The organism is Aliiroseovarius conchicola (assembly GCF_041403445.1).
Taxonomy (GTDB): Bacteria; Pseudomonadota; Alphaproteobacteria; order Rhodobacterales; family Rhodobacteraceae; genus Aliiroseovarius; species Aliiroseovarius conchicola.
Genome location: NZ_JBGEHL010000001.1, coordinates 220999 through 244441 on the forward strand (window position 1 = coordinate 220999; position 23443 = coordinate 244441).

Genomic DNA, 23443 nt, shown 5'->3' on the forward strand with positions numbered 1-23443 from the left:
TTATGCCTCGTCCTGACCAGAGGCCACGCGGATCGAGTGGATCAGCGTGGCCATATCACTGCGCAGATCTGCCAGGCTTTCCTGCCGGCCCGCCTGCATCTCCTCGAGAATTCGCAAGAGCTGAACATCAATTGACCGCAACCGCATCCGGCTTTCTGCGTCCGGTTGATCTTCTGGATCCTGTTGCTGAGATTGCAGTGTAACAATGAGACGCTCTTGCCCTTCGGCCAGACGTGTCAAAGCCTCTGTTTGCCCGTTGTCCTGTCCAAGATGGGACGATACAGCATCAAGTTTGTCGGCCAATTGCCCCAGCCGGTCATCCAACATGGACCGTTGAACATCGGTCTGCGTGAACAAGGTTTGCATGGCCTCGACCTGCTCGGCCAACACACCCAAGTAGGCATTTGCGCTACCATCGTCAGTGTCGCTTTCGGCTGATGCAAAGCTAAGCTTGGTTATTGTGGAGAGCCATTCCTCGAGTTCGCGATAGAACCGGTTCTGTCCATGGCCGGCAAACAACTCTAGCAACCCGACAATCAGCGATCCAGCCAGTCCCAATAGCGATGACGAAAATGCTGTCCCCATTCCGCCAAGCTGGGCTTCAAGCCCTGTCATCAAGCGCCCGAACACTTCGGTGCCGCCTTCGCCGTCAGACGGGGCCAGCGACTTGATGGTTTCAACCACCGCTGGAACGGTTGTTGCCAAGCCGTAGAATGTTCCGAGAAGACCAAGGAATATCAACAGATTAACGATATATCGCGTGATATCGCGCGCCTCGTCAATTCGCGTAGCAACGCTGTCCAGTATTGACCGGGACGAGGTCGATCCGATCTGAAGCTGCGACCCTTTATTGGATCTAAGCAGGACCGCGAGCGAGGCAAGCAACCGGGGGCCTCGGTTCGGATCATGACCAACGCGATCTTGTACATAGCCTTCGATCCAGCTGACCGAGGCGAAAACCTGCCAAACCTGCCAAAAACAAGCCAAAAGCCCGATGACGAAGACGAACAGGATGAACCCGTTCAGATAGAGGTTTGCCAGAAAAACCGGCAATACCCGTGGCAATGCAACGAACACACCGAAACCCACCAAACCCAGCACCACCAGCATTAAGAAAATCTGGCGGATCGGGTGGGTGAAAGACGGCTCGGCCCCATGTTTTTTGGGCGCAATCAGCGACCCGCGATCCAACTCGTCCATGCGGACAGTTCCTTGTCGCCATTGTTGTTGCGCTCAGAATAGGCACAACATCTGCCCCCTGCCAAGCACTGTCTTGGCAGAAGCCCTTAAGTTGCCGCTTGTTCACGCACGCGGTGCGCCAGCCAATTTAGGTCCTGATCTTCTATCCCAAGGTCGGTCAAATGGGCTGCAGTATTATAGAGATACTCTGTATTGGCCCCCCGCCCCCCAACGGCGTAGGCGATAATGCGGGCCTGTTCTTCAAGATCAATCTGGCAATATTGGACGTGATCGGGGTCAATCACATAGGTCACCGCTTCAACTTCGCGACCATCGCGTAGCGCTATCGTCAACCGTTTCTCAAGATAGGCCGAAGACACCAATTCCCGCTCACGCAAATCCGCCAATGTTTTTTCGTGGCTGTGGGGACAGGCTCGAAACGCCAGTCCCTGACAATGTGCACCCGACATCTCATCCAGTGCCAGAACAAGGCCTGGCGCATCTTCGGTGCCGCGATGGTGGATCGAACGCATGCAGAAACTGCGGTGATAGCCCGGCAACGTCGCCACGACGGCCTCGGTATGCTCAAAGCCAGGGTTCCACATCAGTGATCCATAACCAAAAACCCAAAGATCCTCTGTGCGCATTTCACTCGCTCTTCATCTTATGTCGCTTTAAATACGCCAATAAGCACGCAATGCGGTAAGAGGAAAGAGTGATGCGTAAATTGATCGTGATTACCCTTGTGTTGGCAGGCCTATGGGCGGGCTATTGGTATGTTGGCGCACAGGCAACCGAACGCGCCTTTGGCGCCTGGATTGATGATCGGCAAGAGGACGGCTGGGTGGCCGAAGTTGAAACCCTGTCGACACGCGGCTTTCCTAACCGCTTCGACACGATCTTCACCAATCTAGAGCTGGCGGACCCTGAAACAGGGCTAGCTTGGACTGCGCCAGAGTTTCAGATCCTCGCGCTGTCCTACAAACCCCATCACGTCATTGCAGTTTGGCCCGGCGTCCAGACCCTGTCGACCCCACGTCAACGAATTGAGATGTCAGGCAACACAGCACGCGGCTCACTTGTTCTATCACCCACCCCGGCCCTTGCCCTTGATCGCAGTTCAGTCGTTCTTGAAGGTTTGAAGTTCAAGTCTACTCATGGCTGGACGGCGGCATTGGAACACGGGCAACTCGCAACCCGGCGACTTGAGGGCGACCAAAACCGGCACGAAGTCTATTTCGAAGCCACCAATCTGACCCCGGCGTCATCGTTCATCCAATCGCTTGGCCCAGATGACATCCTGCCACCAGTCTTCGAAGGCGTTGTCGTGAAGGCAACCGTCGACTTCACAAAACCCTGGGACCGCTTTGCCATTGAAGATGCGCGCCCTCAAATCGCGCATGTCAACTTACAGGAATTCAAGGCAACATGGGGCGAGTTGGAACTGCGATTGGCCGGCGCGGTCGACGTTGATGAAAATGGTGTCCCAGACGGAAACGTAACCGTCAAAGCGCAAAACTGGCGCAAGATGGTCGCGATTGCCCAAACATCGGGTGCCCTGTCACCTGACCTCGCTCCCACTGTCACAGGTGCACTGGAATTTCTGGCCGGCCTTTCTGGGAACAACGACACCCTCGACATCCCTCTGCGTCTGTCTGGCGGGACGATGTTTTTGGGACCGTTACCCATCGGAAAGGCCCCAGTGCTCTTGATCCGGTGATACTTACTGAAAACGCCTGGTCAGACGGAAACAACCCTTGCGCGCTGTTCAACGGCAGTAGGTCCCGCTGAGATATCGTGCGGTATCAAAATGGAAATGGTCCTGATGATACCGGTCCGCATTCGGTCCCAACACGGTCCCAAACGGGCCACAAGCCGCGCGGTGCATCTTTTTGAGAACCTTGCCTTGCACTGGGTCACGCCACCCTTTCAGGACCGATATCTCGGCACCGCTTTTCAATCGGATTCCAGCAATGTCAATCGCGCGACCCTTGCCATGTTCGCTGACCTTGGCCCCTGCTTTGTTGTTGCGCGTCCGGCAAGCGTAATGTGCCACCACGCGCAAGGAAGACGGCCCGCCGCCTAAACGGCCCACCGCGGGAAACACTCCCTCGCGGACCCAGCGGTTCAGGGCTTTGGCAGTGGTACAATCCATCACAGCTGCCTGACTTAGCTTTACGCCGGATACTTCGGTCACCCGAACTGGATCGGATACGCCGCACCCTTTGATCCGACCAGCAATCGCGGATATGACCTGACCTTTGATTTCATTCACACCACAAATACGCCCACGGCGCCCTGCCGATGTCGGTTTCGGCGTTGAGGACGCCACTTTGCGTGCGAAACCTCGCGGCCGGTTTTGGGGGCGCATTGATGTCGTTACGGCGAATACCGTTGGAACCCCGGTCGGTTTCGGGGCGATGCTTTGCGGGACAATGCGACCTGGCTTCGCCCGCGGTCGCAGCGACTGAACGACCTCGGGGCCGGTCTTGGCCACTGTTGGGCTGGCAATCTCGGTAACCGGTCGAGGGATGGGCCGCAGGGAGCGATCTGGACCATATGCGAATGCCGCACCAGCCGCGCCAAAAAGAAAAAGGGTGCCGATGCTCCGCATCATCCAACCCGCTCTTACCCAGAACCACGATACCATTGCCGTTCCTTTACACAGACGCAATCCGATGCGGACACCCGATCACGTTAATCATGCTTACCAGACCGCCCAAAATCGGGCGCGTCCGTATCTTGCCCAGCTTCGATAATACCACGTCGGATTGCGCGGGTACGAGTGAAATAGTCATGTAGAGCCTCACCATCACCGGTTCGTATGGCCCGTTGCAGCGCAAACAGCTCTTCTGTGAACCGGCCCAATATCTCTAACGTCGCGTCTTTATTGGTTAAAAAGACATCGCGCCACATGGTCGGATCAGAGGCAGCGATCCGCGTGAAGTCGCGAAAACCCGCCGCAGAGTACTTGATGACCTCGCTATCTGTCACGCGCGACAGATCATCAGCGACCCCCACCATCGTGTATGCGATCAGGTGTGGCGTATGGCTGGTCACCGACAACACCAGATCATGGTGATCGGCATCCATCGCTTCGACATTTGCACCAAGCCCTTCCCAAAGCTCGGTCAAACGCGCGGTAGCCGCAGCATCCGCGCCATTGGGGATCAAGATGACCCACCGATTGTCGAACAGCCCCGGAAAGCCGGAACGAGGCCCGCTATGCTCTGTACCTGCCAATGGGTGTCCGGGAATGAAGTCGACATACTCTGGTAAATGCGGCGAAACCGTTTCGATTACAGCACGTTTGACCGAACCAACATCCGTGACAGTAGCACCACGCTTGAGGTTTGGCCCGATTTCGGCAGCGACCGCGCCCATGGCACCCACCGGGACAGCTAGGACAACCAAGTCTGCGCCCTCCACAGCTTCCGCTGCCGTATCAACGATGCGGTCACAAAAGCCGATTTCGCTTGCTATATCGCGCGTCTCTTTCGAGCGCGCAGTGCCGACAATCTCGCCTGCCAGCCCGGCACGGCGCATGGCGTGTGCCATCGAAGACGCGATCAAACCGAGGCCAATCAGTGCCACGCGATTGTAAACCACACTCATCACTTACCCTCCTCGTCCAACCGGTCCTCATCCATCAACATGAGCTTCGACCCAGGCGCACCACCTTTGAATTTTCCAATCATATGAGCCACCCTGCGGCATGAAGCTTCATCGCCGACGGTGATCCGCAAACAGTTGGGCAAACCATACCCACCCACCATCCTGACAATAATACCTTGTTTTTCAAGGAATTCATTGCAGTCTTTCGCCTCGGCCGCATTGGCAAAACGCGCTAAAATGAAGTTGGTGCAAGAGGTGTCGGACGGAATGCCAAGTGCCGCCAGCGCCTCGGCCAGCCAAGCGCGCAACCTAGTATTCTCCGAAAGGCAATGGGCAACGTGATCGCGATCTTCCAAGGCCGCCTGCGCGGCCGCCATCTGAGCCATCGACAGGTTGAATGGACCGCGCACGCGGTTCAAGACGTCGATCACCGCTTGCGCACCATACCCCCAACCGATGCGTAGACCGCCAAGCCCGTACAATTTTGAGAATGTGCGCGTCATGAACACATTATCGAACCGCTCAACCAGCTCAGCGCCGCCGTCAAAACCGTCGACAAATTCGGCGTAAGCTCCATCAATGACCAACAGAATGTTGTCGGGCAACGACCGCGCCAAGCGTGCAAGCTCTGCCTGACTGACCATCGTAGCCGTTGGGTTTCCGGGGTTGGTCACAAATACTAGGCTGGTCTTGTCGGTCACAGCCTTCAGGATTTCGTCAACATCAACCATGCGTTCGCGCTCGGGCACTTGAATGGGCTCTGCCCCCGCCGCAAGCGCCGAAATTTTGTACATCGAGAACCCATGCTCGGTGTAAATCACCTCGGTCCCCGGCCCTGAATAGCACTGACATAGGAAGTTGATGATTTCGTCCGAGCCGACGCCGCAGATAATGCGGTCGGGATCTAGGTTGTGAACCCCACCAATGGCCCCACGCAGCGCGGCGTGATCGGTGTTTGGATAGCGATGCAGGTCGTGCCCTGCGCGCTGAAAAGCCTCGACCGCTGCGGGGCTGGGTCCAAATGGGTTCTCGTTCGAGCTAAGCTTGATGACATTGTCCACCCCATCGATCGACGACGCGCCGCCCACATAGGGCTTGATGTTCATTATGCCCGGCTGGGGCTTCGGATTGGTCATGAATTGGCTCCCTTACGTGTGATGTACAGCGGTCATCGGACCAGAGAAAGGATGAATGCCGAGGTTTGACGATTGTCCGGGGGGCTGAGGCTTCGCTGCACATGCACCAAAGGCACCACGCAAAAAGAAACCCGCCCAAAACCTGGGCGGGTTCCAAATCTCTGCGATGTGTAAGCTGGGCTTAGTTTTTCGCGTAAAATTCGACGACCAGGTTCGGTTCCATCACCACTGGATAAGGCACGTCCGACAGGCCGGGTGTGCGGGTGAAGGTAGCGGTCAATTTCGAATGATCTGCATCGATGTAGTCTGGTACATCACGCTCGGGCAGTTGAACTGCTTCCAGGATGGCTGCCATTTGCTTCGAACGATCACGCACTTCGATCACGTCACCTTCTTGAACGCGGTACGAAGGAATGTTGACCTTCTTACCGTTCACGCGCACATGGCCGTGGTTCACGAACTGACGGGCAGCAAAGACGGTCGGGACGAATTTGGCGCGGTAAACAACAGCGTCCAAGCGGCGTTCCAACAGACCGATCAGGTTTTCACCGGTGTCGCCTTTGACACGCTCAGCTTCACCATAGATGCGGCGGAATTGTTTCTCGGTCAGGTCGCCGTAGTAGCCTTTCAGCTTCTGCTTGGCACGCAGTTGCAGACCGAAGTCCGACAGTTTGCCTTTGCGGCGCTGGCCGTGTTGACCGGGGCCGTACTCACGACGGTTCACCGGTGATTTGGGGCGACCCCAGATGTTTTCGCCCATGCGGCGATCGATTTTGTACTTGGCAGACGTGCGTTTGGTCACGGCTGGTCTCCTTCATAAAAGTATCGAAGGGCGTTGTCCTTTGGCCGAAGCCCGACAGGCATCCCCTTGCGGGGGCCACCAACACCAATGAAAACCGGCCCCAAGTGGGACCGGATTTGGGGCTTATACCGCCATAAAACAGGGAGTCAATGCCCGAATTTGGCCTCAGGCGCTTTCCGCGCGCAATATTGCGGCCTCGCCCTGGCTTAAACTGCGACGCGCAAATGCGCCGTAAGCCATGGCATCGTAGTTCAGATCGGGGAACTTCTCGAACAAATGTCCACGCTGCGTGGGATCGAGCATTTCCAGATCGGCGTTTGCTGGATGGAAACTTTCCGCCTGAACACCGTTTGCCCAGACCACCTCGTGATTTTCCAACAACACGTGGTAATAGGTCACTTCGCGGATTGAGTGATCGACGATCACGCGCCGCTCGTCCACCAGATCGCGCGCCGAGATCAGAACCTCGTCTTCGTTGAACAGCTCGCGTGCACGTTTGCCATTCAGCAAAATCTGATGCTGTCCAGAGACGATCAAGTCAGCATCTGGTTGCCCCGACCGGATTGCCCCTGCTCGTAGACGGATCGGCCGAAGTTCGGGCATCGCGAACATGCGCGCGCCAGTAATGCGCTTGTGGCCCACCCAAAGAACCTTCTGTGTTCCGTTGTCGCGCGTCTGCAACTCATCGCCTTCGCGCAACTCTTCGACGCAAATTTCGCTATCTGGCGTGCGCAGACGCGTACCATTTGAAAAGCAAATCACGCCCGAGGGTTGATCCATCAAACGATTTTGCCGGGTTGGGATCATGTTTTCCCGCACAACCCAGAAATCGGTGTTGGCTGGTGGCGTTTCCCCAACAAACATCAATAGTGTCTGGCCCTGCTGTCCAAATATCGCCGAAATCACATAGCTCGCGTATCCGTCTGTGACCTCGAACCCCAGATTTAGCTGTGCTTCATCAACTTGATGGGATCCCAAGGGTCGCGATGGGTCGACCGCCGCTCCGACCAGTTTGTGCACGCTATGTGCCGCGCGTTTGCGTAGGTCTTGTTCTCCGCTTGTGCTCTCTAGGTCCAGAATTTCGCGCGGCCCGTCGACGCGGAGCGGTTCACCCGTCCAGCGCCAATTCGATCCCACGCCAAGCGACGCCACCGGTGCTCCCGGCAATCCGTCCACTTCTGTTTGCGTCCAAGAGATGACAAACGTGCCATTAAAGCCCGTTTCCATGCCCGTTAACCTGCCATTTTTTGTTTTTTATTGCCGCCACGCTAGCACGGGTGATTCGCTTTGTTAAGAAATTTGTCCTGTGCCCGAATCGGCTCCAGCAAGGCGCGATCAAAACGCAACACCGCTACGCTGGAACAGTCCGCTAACGCTGTTTGCAATGGCGCGCCATTTAGATGGTCGGCTCAGAACAGACCCTGATTGCGTTGTATGAGCTCTAGTGGTAATAATTTCTTACCAATTTTTTCAGGAGCCACTCATGCCCGTCATCACCGAGATCGAAGACCTGCGCCGTATCTACAAACGACGGGTGCCGAAAATGTTCTATGACTACGCAGAAAGCGGCAGCTGGACTGAACAAACATTTCGCGAAAATAGTTCTGATTTCGACAAGCTCTATTTCCGCCAAAGGGTCGCTGTGGATATGGACAACCGATCCACACACACAAAGATGATTGGCGAGGACGTGGCAATGCCTGTTGCACTGGCGCCGGTTGGCCTAACGGGGATGCAATGCGCAGACGGCGAGATCAAAGCTGCGCGTGCCGCCGAGGCATATGGCGTGCCTTACACTCTGTCGACAATGTCTATCTGCTCGATCGAGGATGTCGCCGAGAACACGACCAAACCGTTCTGGTTTCAGGTTTACACCCTGAAAGATGATGATTTCATGCAACGGCTTTTTGATCGCGCACGCGCGGCCAACTGTTCCGCTATCGTTATCACAGTTGATCTTCAGGTGCTGGGCCAACGCCACAAAGATCTAAAAAACGGGCTTTCAGCCCCGCCCAAGCTGACAGCTGCCTCGGTTGCAAACATGATGACCAAAGTGAATTGGGGGCTGGGTATGTTGGGAACCAAACGGCGCTTCTTCGGCAACATTGTTGGACATGCCCAAGGGGTCGAGGACCCCTCTTCGCTCAGCACTTGGACGGCCCAAGCCTTCGACCCCTCACTGGATTGGGATCGCATTCGGCAATTCAAGAAGATGTGGGGCGGACCCATGATCATCAAAGGTATCATCGAGCCCGAAGATGCCATTGCCGCTGCAAATGTCGGCGCGGATGCCATCATCGTGTCAAATCATGGGGGGCGGCAATTGGACGGCGCGCTCAGTTCCATTCGGGCACTTCCGGCAATCCTCGATGCCGTTGGCGATAAGGTCGAGGTCCATCTGGACAGCGGCATTCGATCCGGCCAGGACGCCCTGAAGGCCATCGCAATGGGGGCTAAGGGCACTTATATTGGGCGCGCATACACTTACGGACTGGGTGCATTGGGCGAAGCGGGTGTGACCAAAGCGCTTGAAGTTATCCACAGAGAGATGGATGTCTCGATGGCATTCTGCGGCCATACCGACATAAACACGGTGGACCGATCTATCCTTCACGTTCCAAAAGGTTTCTCTGGGGATTGGGAATAACGGATCACCAACGTCGGCTAGAAATAGCTTCGAACCAGCGCGCCTGATATTAACGTCCACCCGTCTGCCACCACGAAAAACGCGAGCTTGAATGGCAGCGATACAATGGCGGGCGGCACCATCATCATGCCCATCGACATCAATACGGCCGCAACCACCAGATCGATCACCAGAAATGGTAGGAAGACAAGAAAGCCGATCTGGAAGGCGCGTTCTATTTCGGACAGTAGAAACGAGGGCACTAACAACGAAAGCGGGGCGTCCTTTGCCAAGGTGCTATCGGTTGTTTGCTCTCTCAGCAACGCCAGATGTTCAAAGGTTTCGGGATCAATGCGCGCCGCCATGAACACCCGAAACGGGTCAATTGCCGCCATGAAGGCGGGCTCAAGTTCCATTTGCCCCTCAGAAAACGGTTTGCCGCCCAGCGCCCAAGCATCGATGAAAACCGGCTCCATGATGAAATAGGTCAAAAACAACGCCAGACTGACGATCAACATGTTCGGCGGGGATTGTTGAAGCCCGATGGCTTGTCGCAAGATCGACAGAACTGTGACGATAAATGGAAAGCAGGTCACCATAACAGCCAAGCCAGGCACTAGGCTAAGAACCGTCAACAAAACGAATACTTGGATCGTCCGCGTGGCTAGCGACCCGTCATCGCCAAACGACATGGTGAACTCTTGCGCTGTAGCCAGCCCGGCCGAGCCAAAAACAATGCTGAGCAACAGCACAAAGCCCAAAATGATTTGGGAAGACGTCATCCGCACGCGCATTCAGAGGTCCGATTTTAGATCAGCGATTTCCGTCAGGCGGACGGCCATTTGGCCTTGTGTGTCCCCCTCCAGTTCTTCTAGCTGACCGCGTGCGATTAACTTGTCGCCGACATACAACTCCACTGGGTCTTCGATCCGTTTGTCGAGCGGCAGCACCTTGTCTTGCGACAATTGCAACAACTCGCGCACTGTTGGACGCGCTCGCCCGACCGAGACCGTGACTTCAATCGGCACTTGCACGAATGGGTTGTTTTCATTTGCGATATCTGGGGTCTCGTCGGGCTCAGCCATGTTCGAACGCCTTGTCATTGATGTCGTATAGGGCGGCCACTGCATCCCGAATTCGGGACAAGGCCGCAGAAAAATCGATGCATCGCTCCGCCGTTGCAGATCGGAGGAAAACCTGTCCATCAGGCAACGTATCATCCTCTCGAATTTCAAGCGGACTGGTTGGGACACGAATCATCAGCGGATCGAGCACACTGCGGCTTTTGCTCGAAACCCGAAGCTCGATTGGCCTGTCTGCGGCCTCAGCCGCCAGCGGCATGATCTCTTCGTTGACTACGTGTATTAGGGTGTCTTGCAGCACCTCAGGCAGCAGGGTCTCGACCAACGCGTTCAGCATAGGTTCAAGAGAACCAAGAACGTGGCTTCTGGCCTCGTGAAATGTGAAGCCGAGATCTTCTAGATTGCGCGCGAACGCAGCATCGATCCGGTCCTTATCTTCGTCCACCCCTTGCAGGGCATCATCCCATCCAGCGCTGTAGCCTGTTTCGTAAGACGCTAGCCTGGCGGCCTCGATCTCGGCAGCCGTGCGACTGGTCTGGCCGAGCACGCCCGAGACCTCGGCGAACTCAAAATCTTCGAGTGGTACTGGCTTGTTCATCGCGCCGTCTCCTCATCATCTTCCATCCATCCGCGCAGAATCTCGACCGTGTCTGATTGACGCTCCGCAATTAGATTACGCAATCGCTCAACTGGATCGGGTCGCATATCCTGATCGGCCTCGATTAGGTTGCTACCGGGGGTATTGGTAAGTGCGCCGGAAGAATTCATCGCGTTGGCCGCGATTGCCGGTAGCACGGTTGACCCTCTGTCCTGAGCCGCAGCCTCTGGTGCCACTTGCCGCTCTTCACCCGCGGGCAAAGCGAGTGCCCCCGCGGTAGAGGTCACAGATGTGGCGGGCTGGGATGCAAGGATAGGGCGCACGACAAACAACCCCAGCAAAAGTGCCACCAACGCTAGTATCCCCATTTGGGCAAGCAGCATGACATTGATATTTGCGCCATCAAATAATCCGGCGGCTGGGCCAGTTCCGTCGATGGCAATCGGCTCAAACTCCAATTGCTTGATGGTGATCGAGTCTCCCCGGTCCTCGTTGAACCCGACTGCCCCCGCAACAAGTTCGCGCAAGCTGAGCAATTCTTCCTCGCCACGCGGGGTCCAGACCATGGTGTTGTCATCTCCTTTTGAGCGGATGCCATCTACCAGAACGGCAACCGTCAAACGCTTCACGGCACCCGGTGAACGCACCACCTCGCGCGTCGTCTCGGACACCTCATAGTTTACCCGTTCCCGGGTCTCGGAATTGTTCGAAGAAGAGCTTCCACCCGCCGCCGCATCACCGTCGGGCAGGTTTGAGGCCACCGTGACGCCTTCGCTGTTGCTGTCTTTAGCGGTATTTGTAGTTTCCTGCGTGTCTGTCGACACCGCAACACGGCTTTCCGGATCAAACCGCCGCTCCAGTATCGATTCTTGTTCCGTAGCGGTTTCAAGATTCAACTCAACCACCGCGTTACCAAAGCCAACTCTTGCCTCGAGCAAACGCTCAACATTTTGCTTCAACGCTAACGCCCGGTCCGACGCCTGCCCGGACAGATCAATTTGTTCGTCCCCGCCAGCAACCAACCCGCCGCGACTGTCGATGATGGATACACGATCCGGAGACAGCCCGGGCACAGCCGACGCCACCAGAAACTTTAGCGCTTTGGCCTGTACACCCGGCAAGGTTCCACTTGTTGTTGTCACTGTCACCGAGGCGGTTGGCGCATTTCTTTGTCGGTATTGCTGCGCAGGCGATACGCTAATATGCACGCGCGCATTCTGAATAAGGGGGCTCGCCACGATTGTTCTGGCCAGCTCGCCTTCCTTGGCTCGCCAATAAGCCGCGTCGAACATCTGAGAGGTCGTACCGAAACCGCTGAGCCCGTCCAACAATTCATACCCTTTGCCGCTATTAGCAGGCAGGCCTTCGCTGGCAAGCGTCATACGCAGGCCGTCGCGTTGCGATGTGTCGACGAAGATAGAGCCACCCTTGATCTCGAACGGCACACCGCGCGCTTCGAGTGCCTTTACGACGTCTCCCGCAGCGCTACTGTCCAATCCCGCGTAAAGCAGTGTCATAGGCGTTGTGGCTGCCATACGCGACAGGCCAATGACGGCTGCGAACATCGCGAGCGTTGACACGACCACGATGAGGCGCTTCCGCATATCTAATTTTGCCCAAATCGAAGTGATCTGCTGCACGACGCAACTCCTTATACCGAGTGGGCTTCTGCCCCCGTCACACCCTCAGTCTTCGCCGATCGCCCTTAATAATTGGTTAGTGCCCGGCGGCTTATAACGATTCGAGCAAAATTCTATTGGACCCATCATGACCACAGTCGAAGACACCGATGCACTCGAGGCCGACGCGCCCAAGAAATCGTCCAAGAAGGGCTTCTTGATCGGCCTGATTCTAGCCCTGGTGCTTGGCGGGGGGGCGTTCTTCGCGACGTATTCCGGCATGTTGGGCGGTGGAAAAACCACCGAAGAAGACGCCGAGACAGAGCTGCCCGTAGCCGCACTTCCCGATGTCTCATTCGTTGATCTCGACCCGCTGGTGATCTCCTTAGGCACCCCAGGACGAAACCGCCACTTACGATTTCGCGGCTCGCTGGAGCTTGTGCCCGGCTACGAAGAAGAAGTCACCAAGCTGCTGCCGCGCGTGATCGACGTCCTCAACTCCTACTTACGCGCGGTCGACATTGAGGTGCTGGCCGACCCTCCAGCGCTGATTAAGCTGCGCGCCCAGATGCTTAGGCGTATTCAGCTCGTCACCGGCGAAGGCCGGGTACGCGACCTACTGATCCTAGAGTTCGTTCTCAACTAAGTAAGAAAGGCCATCACATGGATATTCTGGCTGACATAATGTTGGGCGTCGGCGCCATCGGCGCAGCGATCTATTGCATGGTTCTGTCTAGGCGGCTGAGACGGTTCAACAACTTGCAAAACGGCATGGGCGGCGCGGTCGCGGTCCTGTCTGCACAGGTGGATGATATGACCAAAATGCTGGACAATGCTCAGGACGCAGCAGGTCAAAGTGCGACCATCTTAACCGATCTGACGGAAAGAGCAGAAGCATCGGCACAGAAATTGGAATTGATGATGGCAAGCTTGCATGACCTGCCCGACATCCCCGCTCCGCTGGTGCCTACCAACGATGAAGGTCTGAACAGTGCCACCCCCCCTTCCCCGACGAGCAACGAGGCCGCTCAACCACTCTTCTTCAGCCACCGCGTCGCAGGAGCACCCCAACAATGAGCCGGCGCGACGGAAAACAAAGATATCGACGCAGCGCCGCCGGGCGTCGGGTGCTTGTCACAATTGCCCTGATGCTCGGCGTCTCGGGCGTCATGCGGTTGGGTGATTTAGGCATCGCAGTGGCCGACGATATGGGCGGACTGCTTGCGGGCACATCGGCCGAGAACGAGGCCAGTGCGGCGTGTACCAGCGAAGCGGATATCGAGATCGTCCTTGCAGCTTTGCGAGGCCGTGAAGCGAATATCGCAGAGCAAGAAAACCAGATTAGGGCTCGGCTAGACGCCTTGGCGCTGGCGGACACCGAGATTAATGAAAAGATGCAGGCACTCGAGGTGGCTGAAAGGAAGCTCGCAGCCACAATAGCCACCGCAGAAACGGCCGCATCAGATGACATGCAACGTCTGACCGCGCTGTATGAAAACATGAAGCCAAAACAAGCCATCCCGCTGTTTGCAACCATGGAGCCTCAATTCGCCGCTGGCTTCCTAGCGCGGATGAACCCTTCAGATGCGGCACAGATCATGGCAGGCCTAGATCCTCAAACGGCCTACGCCATCAGTGTCGTGCTTGTCGGACGCAACGCGCAAGTGCCAACAAACTGACGCTTGGTGGCAATTTATTAACTCCAAACCGCCATAGTCGAGCGTGTCTGTAACCGGTTGTCGAAGGTGAATTATGGTCGGAATAGTCGGTATTGCTCTGATCTTCGTAATGGTGTTCGGTGGCTACCTTGCTGCGGGTGGCAAAATGGGGATCATCCTCAAATCCCTCCCCTTCGAATTCACCATGATCGGGGGGGCGGCGGCCGGCGCGTTCGTCATTTCAAACGACGTTGCTGCGATCAAGCATACCCTCAAAGACCTCGGGAAGGTCTTTAAAGGCCCGAAGTGGAAGCCGGACGATTATCGCGATCTGCTGTGTCTATTGTTCGAATTGATCCGGCAAGCGCGCCAAAATGCAGTCGCGTTGGAAGAGCATATCGAAAACCCACAAGAAAGCGCGATCTTCGCGCGTTATCCGGCTATTTTAGCTGATCGTGAAGCAATTGAACTGATTTGCGACACTCTGAGGTCCGCATCGATGAATTACGACGACCCTCATCAAGTGGAAGAAGTGCTCGAAAAACGCATGGAGGCCAACCTACATCATGCGCTACATTCGAGCCACGCCCTTCAAACAGTCGCTGATGGACTACCCGCATTGGGAATTGTTGCCGCGGTTTTGGGCGTGATTAAGACGATGGGATCCATCGATCAGCCCCCAGAAATTCTTGGCAAGATGATCGGCGGCGCATTGGTCGGAACGTTCTTGGGCGTCTTCCTCGCCTACGGGTTGGTTGGTCCGTTTTCCTCTAAATTGAAAACCGTGGTAGAAGAGGACGCGCATTTTTATCAACTTATCCGAGAGGTTTTGATCGCCAACCTCCACAACCATTCGGTCAATATCTGCATTGAAGTTGGGCGCCAGAACACACCGGGCCATCACCGACCCAGTTTCTCGGATCTCGAAGGTGCGTTGAAAGAAGTTAAGCAGGCTGCATGATGCGTGTGCTGATCCATGCCTTTCTGCTTTGTTGCTTACTGCCAACCAGCTTGTCGGCCCGTGACATCCGCGTAAAGTCAGGCGAGCATGAAAGTTATTCACGCCTCGTTATCTACACTGATGGGCAGGACACCCCCAGTTTGAAACAATCTGGGCCCCAACTACGTGTCACGACAGGTAATCAATCAGACACATTCAACGTCTCGGGGGTCTTCGATCTGATCCCGAAGACGCGAATCCAGTCTGTCTCGACAGACAGTGAAGGCGCATTACGGATCGCTCTCGCTTGCGACTGCGAAATCGAAACACAACAACTGCCGGGCGGCCAATTCGTTGTGGACGTGGCAGACGCTTCATCACCATCCTCAAGGAGTACCCCAAAAGTGACGGAGGGCCCGACAACGCCTTCCGCTCGCCACCAACCACGCCACTCGCGGTTGGGTCTGCCGATTGCTCCAGGCATCGCGATGTCCGAAGATCGGATACCGTCTGAGCCGGACAATACCGTCGCAAGAAACAATCTGCCCCAAACCTCAATCCAAATCCTGGATGAAGAAAAACTACTCACACAATTGTCACGTGCGGCATCACAGGGTTTGTTATCGCCAAGCGTCAGCCCGCCGCCCGATAAAGTCGTCGTGACCATTCAAGGCGAAGACGTCGAAATCTTGGACGATGAGATGCCAACTTTGACCGATCCAGCGGCGAAGGATCACCTCAAAGTACAAACGGTTGTGGATCGCGACACTGCGCATCTTCGTTCATCCCAAGTGGCCGATATAGTGGATGTATCCTGCTTGCCGGACCAGTCCTTTTCTATCGCGAGCTGGGGAACTGGGAGCGATAACCGCCTCGATTTCTCCTTTGGTCATTTAGACTTAGTGACCGAGTTTGATAATCTGGACCCAGCAACCTTCTTGCGCTTCCTCAGGCACCAGCTTTACCTCACATTAGGTGCTGAAACTTTAACGCAGCTGAATGCATATACCGACGAGTTGCCCGAACGATCAAATCTGGCTCTGATTGCGCGGGTCATGGAGGGCACCGAACAACCGGCTGCACTTCGCATCGCCGACCAGATCCATTGCGACGGACCAAGCGCGCTTTGGGCGATACTGTCTGTTCCGCGCCTGCAACGTGATGCCTTGCCAAACACCGCTGCCATTCTGACAGAGTTTTCGGCGCTGCCGCGTCACCTGCGCTCGCATCTTGGCCCTATGCTCATGAGAAAGTACCTGTCCATAGGCGACACCGATAACGCGATGGAAATCAACAGGATAACGGAACGCGGTGCGACGTTAACTGCTGCTGTGGATTCTCTCTCAGATGCGCGGCTTTCGCTGGCCTCAAGCGAAGCGGATAAAGCAACGACCATTCTCGCCAAGATCGTCGACAATGACGATCAGGACGCAATTGACGCGGCCACACTTTTGATTGAAGCGAGCATTGAAAATCAACAGGGAATTCCCGACCGTACGCTTGAGCTGCTAGAATCGCTCGCACATGAACATAGAGCAACGCACGAAGGTTACCGCCTAGCCTTGGCGGAAATCGACGCCTTCGTCCACACTGCCCGCTTCATGGAACTTCCTGAGCGCATGGTTGCGCTGCGAGAGTTCGCGGATTTCGATCAAACTGACTATGTTACCCGCCTAGCGGCTTGGGGCGATGCTTTGGTCATGAATGCCTCAAACGCCTCCTTTCTGCGGAGCACCCTCGGGCAATCTATTTGGCCGGCTGCGCCAGAAAAAACACGCACTGGATTGGCCGAACGGCTGATCGACTTGGGCTTTGCATCTGAAGCCCGAAACCTCTTATTGACGGAAGCAAATCCGCCGGGTCGCACCGCCAGATTGCTGATCGCGCAAATCGCCTTGGCGCAGGACGACGCGAAGGTCGCGCTAGGCTATCTTGCAGGACTTGATAGCGAGCAGACGCAATCGTTGCGTGATGCAGCCCTGCACGAGCTAGACCTCAAATCAACGGCACAAGCCAAGCCCAAAGGGCAAATTGATGCAATCCAGAAAGTTCGCGAAGCTCCTCCCTCCCTTGCGGATTATCGTGCGCTGCTGGACCAAAGTGAAGTTACCAGACAACAAGTTGAAACCAGATTAGATTCAGCACCTGCTCCACTGGCTGGTTTGTAGTTACGGATTATTAAGCATGCGGCCCTAGGCTTCTGACAGTTAACATCAGAATGTGAGCCTATGCCCGAGAATTTATCTGCGCCACGCGCTGTCCCAGACAGTACATTTTACGTTCTCGGCTTCGATCGCTCCACGCATGGTCCGACAAGGCAATACGACACTGTTGAGCTAACGTAATGCCTGCGGTCAAAGATATATTTCACCCCACAATCTTGCTCGCGCTGGCCCTGATGGCGATCATCGTGATGATGATCTTACCAATGCCCGCCTGGGTGTTGGATGTAGGGCTGGCCGCGTCGTTTGCGTTGGCAATCCTAATGTTCACGGTCACTCTTTTCATCGAACGTCCGCTCGATTTTTCTGCGTTCCCAACCGTTCTTCTGGCATCGCTGATGCTGCGCCTGTCTTTGAATGTTTCATCGACGAAACTGATCATCGGCCAAGGTCATACTGGAACCTCGGCCGCAGGCAGCGTGATCGAGGGGTTTGCAAGTTTTGTCATGGGCGGCAGCATCTTGCTCGGCTTGGTGGTCTTCGGTGTGCTTTTGATCGTAAATTTCGTCGTGATCACCAAAGGTGCTGCACGCATGGCAGAGGTCGGGGCGAGGTTTGCGTTGGATGGCATGCCCGGCAAACAATTGGCCATTGATAGCGATATGTCAGCGGGCGCAATTGACCACGCCGAAGCGAAAGCTCGCCGCGAGAAAGAACAAGCAGAGACAACATTTTTCGGCTCTTTGGATGGTGCCTCCAAGTTCGTGAAAGGCGACGCTGTCGCTGGCCTGCTGATCACATTTTTGAACCTCGTCATGGGGTTGGTCATCGGCGTTGTAATCCACGATATGGAGATTGCGAATGCATTCCAGACCTATGCCATTCTAACCGTTGGCGATGGGTTGGTGACGCAGATTCCGGCCGTCATTATCTCGATCGCGTCAGCCCTTTTGCTGGCACGCGGTGGGACGTCCGGGTCCACCGATCTGGCCTTATTCTCTCAGCTCGGAAAATACCCTTCCGCACTGGCCACCGTGGCAGTTCTAATGGCACTTTTTGGCCTCGTACCTGGGCTACCCTTTGTGCCCTTTTTTCTGGGGTCAGCAGCGCTTGGGGCGGCGGCCTGGAAAGGTCTGAAAATCCAAAAAGCACATGCTCTCGCCGCAAAAACCGATGCATCGGAACCGGATACGGTTGCCCCGCAAGCCAGCATGGGCGACATTCTTGATCTAGATGACATCCATGTCGAGTTTGCCCCCGACCTAGTATCGATGGTGCTTGATCCGGCCACTGGGCTTGATGCACGGATCGCCAGTATTCGAAACCACATCGCCGGAACATTCGGTCTAATCCTTCCCGAAATTCGCCTGACCGATAACAGCTCCCTTCAACCGGGAACCTACACCGTCAAGATACAAGGCGTTGAGCAAGCGCGGAATGTACTTCGCGCTGACAAGGCGCTGGTCATTCTATCGGGCGATGATCTCGGCATTCCAGATGGTGAAGATGTCCAAGAGCCCGTATATGGCGCGCCAGCACGGTGGATAGATGAAAACGAGCAAGAGGAAGCCGCTCTTTCTGGTTGCGCCGTCGTTGTTCCAACCGAAGTACTGGCCACGCATTTGCTTGAGATCATGAAGCGCAATTTCTCGCGCCTTCTTGGGCTCAAGGCGCTGCGCCGGCTGTTGGACGAGTTCGTGAACCTGTCGGATGGCCCACGAGCAGAGGCAAATCGCCGCCTGCTGGAAGAACTCGTTCCAGAAAAGGTTCCGCTTGACCTGCTACATTCGGTCTTGCGTCTGTTGCTAGAGGAACGCGTGTCTATCCGAAACCTGCCACTGATCTTGGAAAGCGTCGCAGAGGCGCGTCCCGTGTTCTCTACCCCAGAAGCGATCTGTGAATATGTGCGCCAGCGGCTGGGGTTCCAGCTGATTGCCGATTTAAAGCGCGACGATGGTACGGTCCCGTTAGTTCAACTGGCACCGGAGTGGGAGGAGACATTTCTGGCCCACCAACTTGACGGAGATCGCGGGAGCGACGTGGCCTTGCCGCCCGAGGAGTTTAACCGGTTGGCGAACTCTACCGCAGACCGCATCGCCCGCGCCGGGGAAAACGGTATCTATCCCGCAATTGTGACCTCATCACGCCGACGGCGTTTTCTTAGGACAGTTCTGTCAGCAAAGGGCATCGCGAACCCGGTCCTGTCGTTTGAAGAAATTGGCACCGAGGCCAAACCCTCGCTTGTCGGGATGATCTCTGCATGACCGAGGCACTTATGCAAATTATGGAGTTTGCTACCTATGTACTACAGGCGGGGTTTGTTGTGTTTTTGCGCGTCGGGGCGGCAATGGCCGTGCTACCAGCATTCGGCGAGAAATCCGTTCCGGCTCGGGTCCGATTGTTCCTGGCATTGGGGTTTACGGTTATCGTGGCACCCAATGTCGTTCAGAACATCGAACCTGACGGATCAACACTGGCATTCGGACACATTCTGTTTACTGAAGCGATCATAGGGCTGGGCTTCGGCATCGCCATTCGTCTTCTGATTATGGCTCTTCAGGTCGCTGGAAGCATCGCTGCGCAATCCACCTCGCTTGCGCAGCTTCTGGGGGGTGCGAACGCGGACCCTCAGCCTGCAATCGGACATGTCTTGCTGGTCGCGGGCCTTGCGCTGGCGGTGATGCTGGGGCTGCATGTCAAGCTGGCTGAGGCCTTGATCCTGAGCTATCGCGTTTTCCCCGTGGGTGACTTTCCAACAGCAGAGGCCTTTTCGGATTGGGGCATCGCGCAGATCGCGCGGGCCTTTTCGCTGGCCTTCACGCTCGCTGCTCCGTTTGTCATCATTTCGTTGCTATACAACATTGCACTTGGCGTCATTAACCGCGCCATGCCACAACTGATGGTCGCCTTTGTCGGCGCCCCTGCAATAACGGCCGGCGGGCTCGTCCTGCTATTGCTAACGGCACCATTGCTACTTCCCGTGTGGCAAGCCGCCCTTGAGGCGACCCTTGCCCAGCCGTTTAGGGGGTGGTGATGTCAGACACGGAAGACGACGACAGCAAACAACACGAACCAACACAAAAGAAACTTGATGATGCGCGAAAGCGCGGCGAGGTCGTGCGATCAGCTGACCTGAACACCGCAATGTCGTACATGGCAATGCTTTTGGTCGCAGCTTCAATTGGCGCGGCATCACTTAAAGGAATGGGGTCCCTGCTGGCTGGTGTGTTGGCGCGCTCGGACCAAATGGCCGACCACGTATTTCAGACTGGCACACCTTTCTCAGCAACATTGTTGTTGGGCGTCGGAAAACAGATGGCACCGTGGTTGCTGACACCCGCGGTTTGTGTCGTGTTGTTGACCATCGCGACCAAGAGTTTTGTTGTCGCGCCCGAAAAACTGCAACCGAAGCTGAATCGGCTGTCACCGATGTCGAACGCGAAGAACAAGTTCGGGCGTTCAGGGTTGTTTGAGTTCTTCAAAAGCTTCGTCAAGTTAACAATCTACGCCATCGTTCTGGGCGTGTTCATTTGGATGAAGCTTCCCGAAATGCTGTCCACCCTGTCACTCAGCCCCGGCATGAGCACGGTGATCCTGCTGGAGCTCTGCGTGCACTTTCTAGCGCTGGTGCTACTCGTCGCACTGACGATCGGTGGCATCGACTATTTCTGGCAACAGCAAGAGCATCTGCGTAAAAATCGAATGTCTCACAAGGAACTGATGGACGAGATCAAGCAGAACGAGGGCGACCCACACATGAAGAACCAGCGCCGTCAGAAAGGCTATGATATTGCCATGAACCAGATGCTGGCAGACGTCCCCGAGGCCGATGTCATCGTCGTGAACCCCACACACTACGCCATTGCGCTGAAATGGTCTCGAATGCCGGGCGAGGCGCCAGTCTGTATCGCCAAAGGTGTTGACGAGATCGCCGCCCGCATTCGTGAAGTCGCCAATGAAAATGGTATTCCTATCCACAGCGATCCCCCCACCGCACGCGCCTTGCACGCGACCGTTGAAATTGGCAGTGAAATCCCGCCAGAGCAGTACCAAGCTGTCGCGGCAGCCATTCGGTTCTCTGAAAAAATGCGCAAGCGCGCGGGGAATATGGTGGGCAAGCCGACATGATTGAACAACTGACCTCGCTTCACGAACTTGCACAGGCTCGCCATGATGCAGCAATGGCTCGCATGGTCAGGCACAATAAGAAGATTGCAGAGATCGAACAGCGCATCGCCACCCTGCGGCAACGGAAACGTGCCCCTTACGAGGCCCCCGATCCAAGCCAATTATCACTGTCGTTGACAAGTGGGCACTACGATACGTGGCACCGATGGATTGAGCGAGAGCTTGCGTCTCTGAACTCTGGTCTGGCACAGGCACGCGCCGCGCGCGAGGATATCGCCACAGAAGCCCGTCTAAGCTTTGGACGCAGATCCGCAACACAGGCACTGTTGTCCCAGCATCAAGATGACAAACGGGCTGACCTTCGGAAACGCCTAGAACAGCTTTTCTCGAGCGGATAGCGGAAAGAATCCTCTTTTCTTTTCACCCCCACCGGTCTATAGGCACGGCTTCAACCGCGGGACTTACACCCTTGGAGGAATCCCGCTTCAACAAACTGGAGAATTTCCATGGCAAAACAGATTCCTGATCTCGAAGCCACGGTACGGACGGGGACAGGCAAGGGGGCCGCTCGTCAAGCTCGCCGCGAAGGCTTCGTACCCGGTATCGTGTATGGTGGTAGCGCAGATCCGCTGCCCATCAACATCCCCTTCAACGTGCTGCTGAAAAAGCTGAAAGCTGGCCGCTTCTTGTCGACCCTTTGGAACCTGAAGGTTGACGGCGAAGAAGACGTGCGCGTGATTTGCCGCAACGTACAGCGTGATGTCGTGAAAGACCTTCCGACCCACCTGGACCTGATGCGCCTGAAACGCACGACACGCATCAGCTTGTTCATTCACGTTGAATTCATCAACGAAGAAGAAGCTCCGGGCCTGAAGCGCGGCGGCGTTCTGACCATCGTACGTCCCGAAGTCGAACTGAACGTTCAAGCGGGTGAAATCCCCGAACAGATCGTCGTTGACCTGACAGGCCGTGACGTGGGTGACGTAATCCACATCTCGGATGTTGATCTGCCCAACGGCGCCAAAGTCACTGTTGACCGTGATTTCGTCATCGCCAACATCTCAGCGCCAAGCTCGCTGCGGTCGTCGGATGAAGAAGAAGGCGAAGAAACCGTCGAAGCAGATGAGGTCGAAGCGACCGAACAAGCTTCGGACGAGTAACTCCGACCTAGAAATATTTGAAAGCGGGTCCTTCGGGGCCCGTTTTTTTTGCGCGACGCTTTAGATTCTCTGAAACACGACCACATTCCCCCGCGACCCCCAGGGCATGTAGGCAAAACCGGCCGCTGACATCCCGTCAAAAATATCGCGGATTGTTGCGGGTGGGTACTGTTGCGGATGCGTTTCCATAATGATGGTTTGTACAAAATCCGGCCAGTGCTGCCGTGCCAAAGACACCTCGGCCCCCTCGACGTCCATGACCACCAAATTCGGTTGAACATCTTCAAGAAGCGCCCCTAGGCGAAGCGCCGGAACATCCACGCGCTTGGTATCATCGGCGGCTTTCCCATTGGCGATGGACGACGCCCAAAAGACAGGCTTCACGTCAAATCCGATCGCGTCGTCCTTGAAGTCATCAGGCACCACCGCTCCATGCATCACCCGAACGCCTTCAACATCGTTCAATGTTAAATTCTTACCGATCACCCGGACCATTTGTGGATTGGCCTCGACGGTGGTGACATTCGCTGCCCCAGCGATTATCGCCGCCTGAACGGCCAAATAGCCTGCGCCACCCCCCAGCTCTAACACTCGATCACCGGGCTTCAGATGGCGCTTCACCCCGGTGAGTTCTTTGATTTCGTATTCTCCGACAGCCAGAAGCTCTTCCAACTTGTCATTGACGCAGTCTCTTGGAATTTGCAGTTTGATCCCCTGCAGGGCATATCGAGGCATCGA

At 55.8% G+C, this 23443-nt stretch carries 24 protein-coding genes; 12 read left to right on the forward strand and 12 right to left on the reverse strand.

What is annotated here, in order from left to right; genetic code table 11:
* On the reverse strand, nucleotides 1-1200 hold the full coding sequence (locus V6N04_RS01075) for a biopolymer transporter ExbB (protein WP_371168263.1): 1200 nt from the start codon (nucleotides 1198-1200) through the stop codon (nucleotides 1-3).
* An 86-nt stretch (nucleotides 1201-1286) separates the two neighbouring features.
* A complete protein-coding gene (locus V6N04_RS01080; RefSeq protein WP_371168264.1) occupies nucleotides 1287-1826 on the reverse strand; it encodes a gamma-glutamylcyclotransferase in 540 nt (179 codons plus the stop codon).
* Nucleotides 1827-1897: 71 nt separating this feature from the next.
* Here V6N04_RS01080 and V6N04_RS01085 point away from each other — a divergent pair, with 71 nt between their 5' ends.
* Nucleotides 1898-2899 (forward strand): DUF2125 domain-containing protein, encoded by a 1002-nt coding sequence (locus V6N04_RS01085; RefSeq protein WP_371168265.1) that lies wholly within the window; start codon nucleotides 1898-1900, stop codon nucleotides 2897-2899.
* Between the two features lie 48 nt (nucleotides 2900-2947).
* Here V6N04_RS01085 and V6N04_RS01090 read toward each other — a convergent pair whose 3' ends face one another.
* The 5 genes from V6N04_RS01090 to V6N04_RS01110 form a co-directional block, all read right to left on the reverse strand.
* Nucleotides 2948-3829, reverse strand: a complete 882-nt coding sequence (locus V6N04_RS01090) for an extensin-like domain-containing protein (RefSeq protein ID WP_371168266.1) — start codon at nucleotides 3827-3829, stop codon at nucleotides 2948-2950.
* Between the two features lie 47 nt (nucleotides 3830-3876).
* Nucleotides 3877-4794 (reverse strand): prephenate/arogenate dehydrogenase family protein, encoded by a 918-nt coding sequence (locus tag V6N04_RS01095; protein ID WP_371168267.1) that lies wholly within the window; start codon nucleotides 4792-4794, stop codon nucleotides 3877-3879.
* Entirely contained in the window at nucleotides 4794-5930 is a 1137-nt protein-coding gene (gene hisC / locus V6N04_RS01100) for a histidinol-phosphate transaminase (protein WP_371168268.1), read from the reverse strand. The genes V6N04_RS01095 and hisC overlap by 1 nt, the downstream gene beginning before the upstream one ends.
* A 181-nt stretch (nucleotides 5931-6111) precedes the next feature.
* Nucleotides 6112-6732 carry a 30S ribosomal protein S4 gene (gene rpsD / locus V6N04_RS01105; protein ID WP_371168269.1) on the reverse strand — a complete coding sequence of 207 codons (621 nt, stop codon included), beginning with the start codon at nucleotides 6730-6732 and terminating at the stop codon, nucleotides 6112-6114.
* 165 nt (nucleotides 6733-6897) lie between these two features.
* Nucleotides 6898-7959 (reverse strand): Hint domain-containing protein, encoded by a 1062-nt coding sequence (locus V6N04_RS01110; protein WP_371168270.1) that lies wholly within the window; start codon nucleotides 7957-7959, stop codon nucleotides 6898-6900.
* A 256-nt stretch (nucleotides 7960-8215) separates the two neighbouring features.
* Here V6N04_RS01110 and V6N04_RS01115 point away from each other — a divergent pair, with 256 nt between their 5' ends.
* Nucleotides 8216-9379 carry an alpha-hydroxy acid oxidase gene (locus V6N04_RS01115; RefSeq protein ID WP_371168271.1) on the forward strand — a complete coding sequence of 388 codons (1164 nt, stop codon included), beginning with the start codon at nucleotides 8216-8218 and terminating at the stop codon, nucleotides 9377-9379.
* A gap of 17 nt (nucleotides 9380-9396) precedes the next feature.
* On the opposite strand, the gene fliP is transcribed toward V6N04_RS01115, so the two are convergent.
* Genes fliP through fliF form a run of 4 tightly spaced genes read right to left on the reverse strand, consistent with a single transcriptional unit; the run spans nucleotide 9397 to nucleotide 12678 of the window.
* Nucleotides 9397-10140 carry a flagellar type III secretion system pore protein FliP gene (gene fliP, locus V6N04_RS01120; RefSeq protein WP_371168272.1) on the reverse strand — a complete coding sequence of 248 codons (744 nt, stop codon included), beginning with the start codon at nucleotides 10138-10140 and terminating at the stop codon, nucleotides 9397-9399.
* Nucleotides 10141-10152: 12 nt separating this feature from the next.
* Nucleotides 10153-10443 carry a FliM/FliN family flagellar motor switch protein gene (locus V6N04_RS01125; protein WP_371168273.1) on the reverse strand — a complete coding sequence of 97 codons (291 nt, stop codon included), beginning with the start codon at nucleotides 10441-10443 and terminating at the stop codon, nucleotides 10153-10155.
* Nucleotides 10436-11038 carry a FliH/SctL family protein gene (locus V6N04_RS01130; RefSeq protein ID WP_371168274.1) on the reverse strand — a complete coding sequence of 201 codons (603 nt, stop codon included), beginning with the start codon at nucleotides 11036-11038 and terminating at the stop codon, nucleotides 10436-10438. Before V6N04_RS01130 ends, V6N04_RS01125 begins: the two co-directional genes overlap by 8 nt.
* Nucleotides 11035-12678: a flagellar basal-body MS-ring/collar protein FliF gene (gene fliF / locus V6N04_RS01135; protein WP_371168275.1), complete on the reverse strand. Its 1644-nt coding sequence runs from the start codon at nucleotides 12676-12678 to the stop codon at nucleotides 11035-11037. Before fliF ends, V6N04_RS01130 begins: the two co-directional genes overlap by 4 nt.
* A 127-nt stretch (nucleotides 12679-12805) precedes the next feature.
* Here fliF and V6N04_RS01140 point away from each other — a divergent pair, with 127 nt between their 5' ends.
* From V6N04_RS01140 to V6N04_RS01185, 10 genes are all read left to right on the forward strand, one after another.
* On the forward strand, nucleotides 12806-13303 hold the full coding sequence (locus V6N04_RS01140; RefSeq protein ID WP_371168276.1) for a flagellar basal body-associated FliL family protein: 498 nt from the start codon (nucleotides 12806-12808) through the stop codon (nucleotides 13301-13303).
* A 17-nt stretch (nucleotides 13304-13320) separates the two neighbouring features.
* Complete coding sequence (locus V6N04_RS01145; protein ID WP_371168277.1) at nucleotides 13321-13734, forward strand: hypothetical protein; 414 nt, start codon at nucleotides 13321-13323, stop codon at nucleotides 13732-13734.
* The gene (locus V6N04_RS01150; protein ID WP_371168278.1) at nucleotides 13731-14336 is read left to right on the forward strand and encodes a MotE family protein; all 606 of its coding nucleotides are present in this window, start codon (nucleotides 13731-13733) and stop codon (nucleotides 14334-14336) included. Before V6N04_RS01145 ends, V6N04_RS01150 begins: the two co-directional genes overlap by 4 nt.
* A 73-nt stretch (nucleotides 14337-14409) precedes the next feature.
* Nucleotides 14410-15276: a flagellar motor stator protein MotA gene (motA, locus tag V6N04_RS01155; protein ID WP_371168279.1), complete on the forward strand. Its 867-nt coding sequence runs from the start codon at nucleotides 14410-14412 to the stop codon at nucleotides 15274-15276.
* Nucleotides 15273-17423 carry a hypothetical protein gene (locus tag V6N04_RS01160; RefSeq protein WP_371168280.1) on the forward strand — a complete coding sequence of 717 codons (2151 nt, stop codon included), beginning with the start codon at nucleotides 15273-15275 and terminating at the stop codon, nucleotides 17421-17423. The genes motA and V6N04_RS01160 overlap by 4 nt, the downstream gene beginning before the upstream one ends.
* A gap of 176 nt (nucleotides 17424-17599) precedes the next feature.
* A complete protein-coding gene (flhA, locus tag V6N04_RS01165; RefSeq protein WP_371168281.1) occupies nucleotides 17600-19681 on the forward strand; it encodes a flagellar biosynthesis protein FlhA in 2082 nt (693 codons plus the stop codon).
* On the forward strand, nucleotides 19678-20451 hold the full coding sequence (locus V6N04_RS01170) for a flagellar biosynthetic protein FliR (RefSeq protein ID WP_371168282.1): 774 nt from the start codon (nucleotides 19678-19680) through the stop codon (nucleotides 20449-20451). The genes flhA and V6N04_RS01170 overlap by 4 nt, the downstream gene beginning before the upstream one ends.
* A complete protein-coding gene (locus V6N04_RS01175; RefSeq protein WP_371168283.1) occupies nucleotides 20451-21545 on the forward strand; it encodes an EscU/YscU/HrcU family type III secretion system export apparatus switch protein in 1095 nt (364 codons plus the stop codon). The genes V6N04_RS01170 and V6N04_RS01175 overlap by 1 nt, the downstream gene beginning before the upstream one ends.
* The gene (locus V6N04_RS01180; protein WP_371168284.1) at nucleotides 21542-21943 is read left to right on the forward strand and encodes a hypothetical protein; all 402 of its coding nucleotides are present in this window, start codon (nucleotides 21542-21544) and stop codon (nucleotides 21941-21943) included. Before V6N04_RS01175 ends, V6N04_RS01180 begins: the two co-directional genes overlap by 4 nt.
* Before the next feature lie 108 nt (nucleotides 21944-22051).
* The gene (locus V6N04_RS01185; protein WP_371168285.1) at nucleotides 22052-22705 is read left to right on the forward strand and encodes a 50S ribosomal protein L25/general stress protein Ctc; all 654 of its coding nucleotides are present in this window, start codon (nucleotides 22052-22054) and stop codon (nucleotides 22703-22705) included.
* Nucleotides 22706-22765: 60 nt separating this feature from the next.
* On the opposite strand, the gene V6N04_RS01190 is transcribed toward V6N04_RS01185, so the two are convergent.
* On the reverse strand, nucleotides 22766-23440 hold the full coding sequence (locus tag V6N04_RS01190) for an FkbM family methyltransferase (RefSeq protein ID WP_371168286.1): 675 nt from the start codon (nucleotides 23438-23440) through the stop codon (nucleotides 22766-22768).
* Nucleotides 23441-23443: the final 3 nt, after the last annotated feature.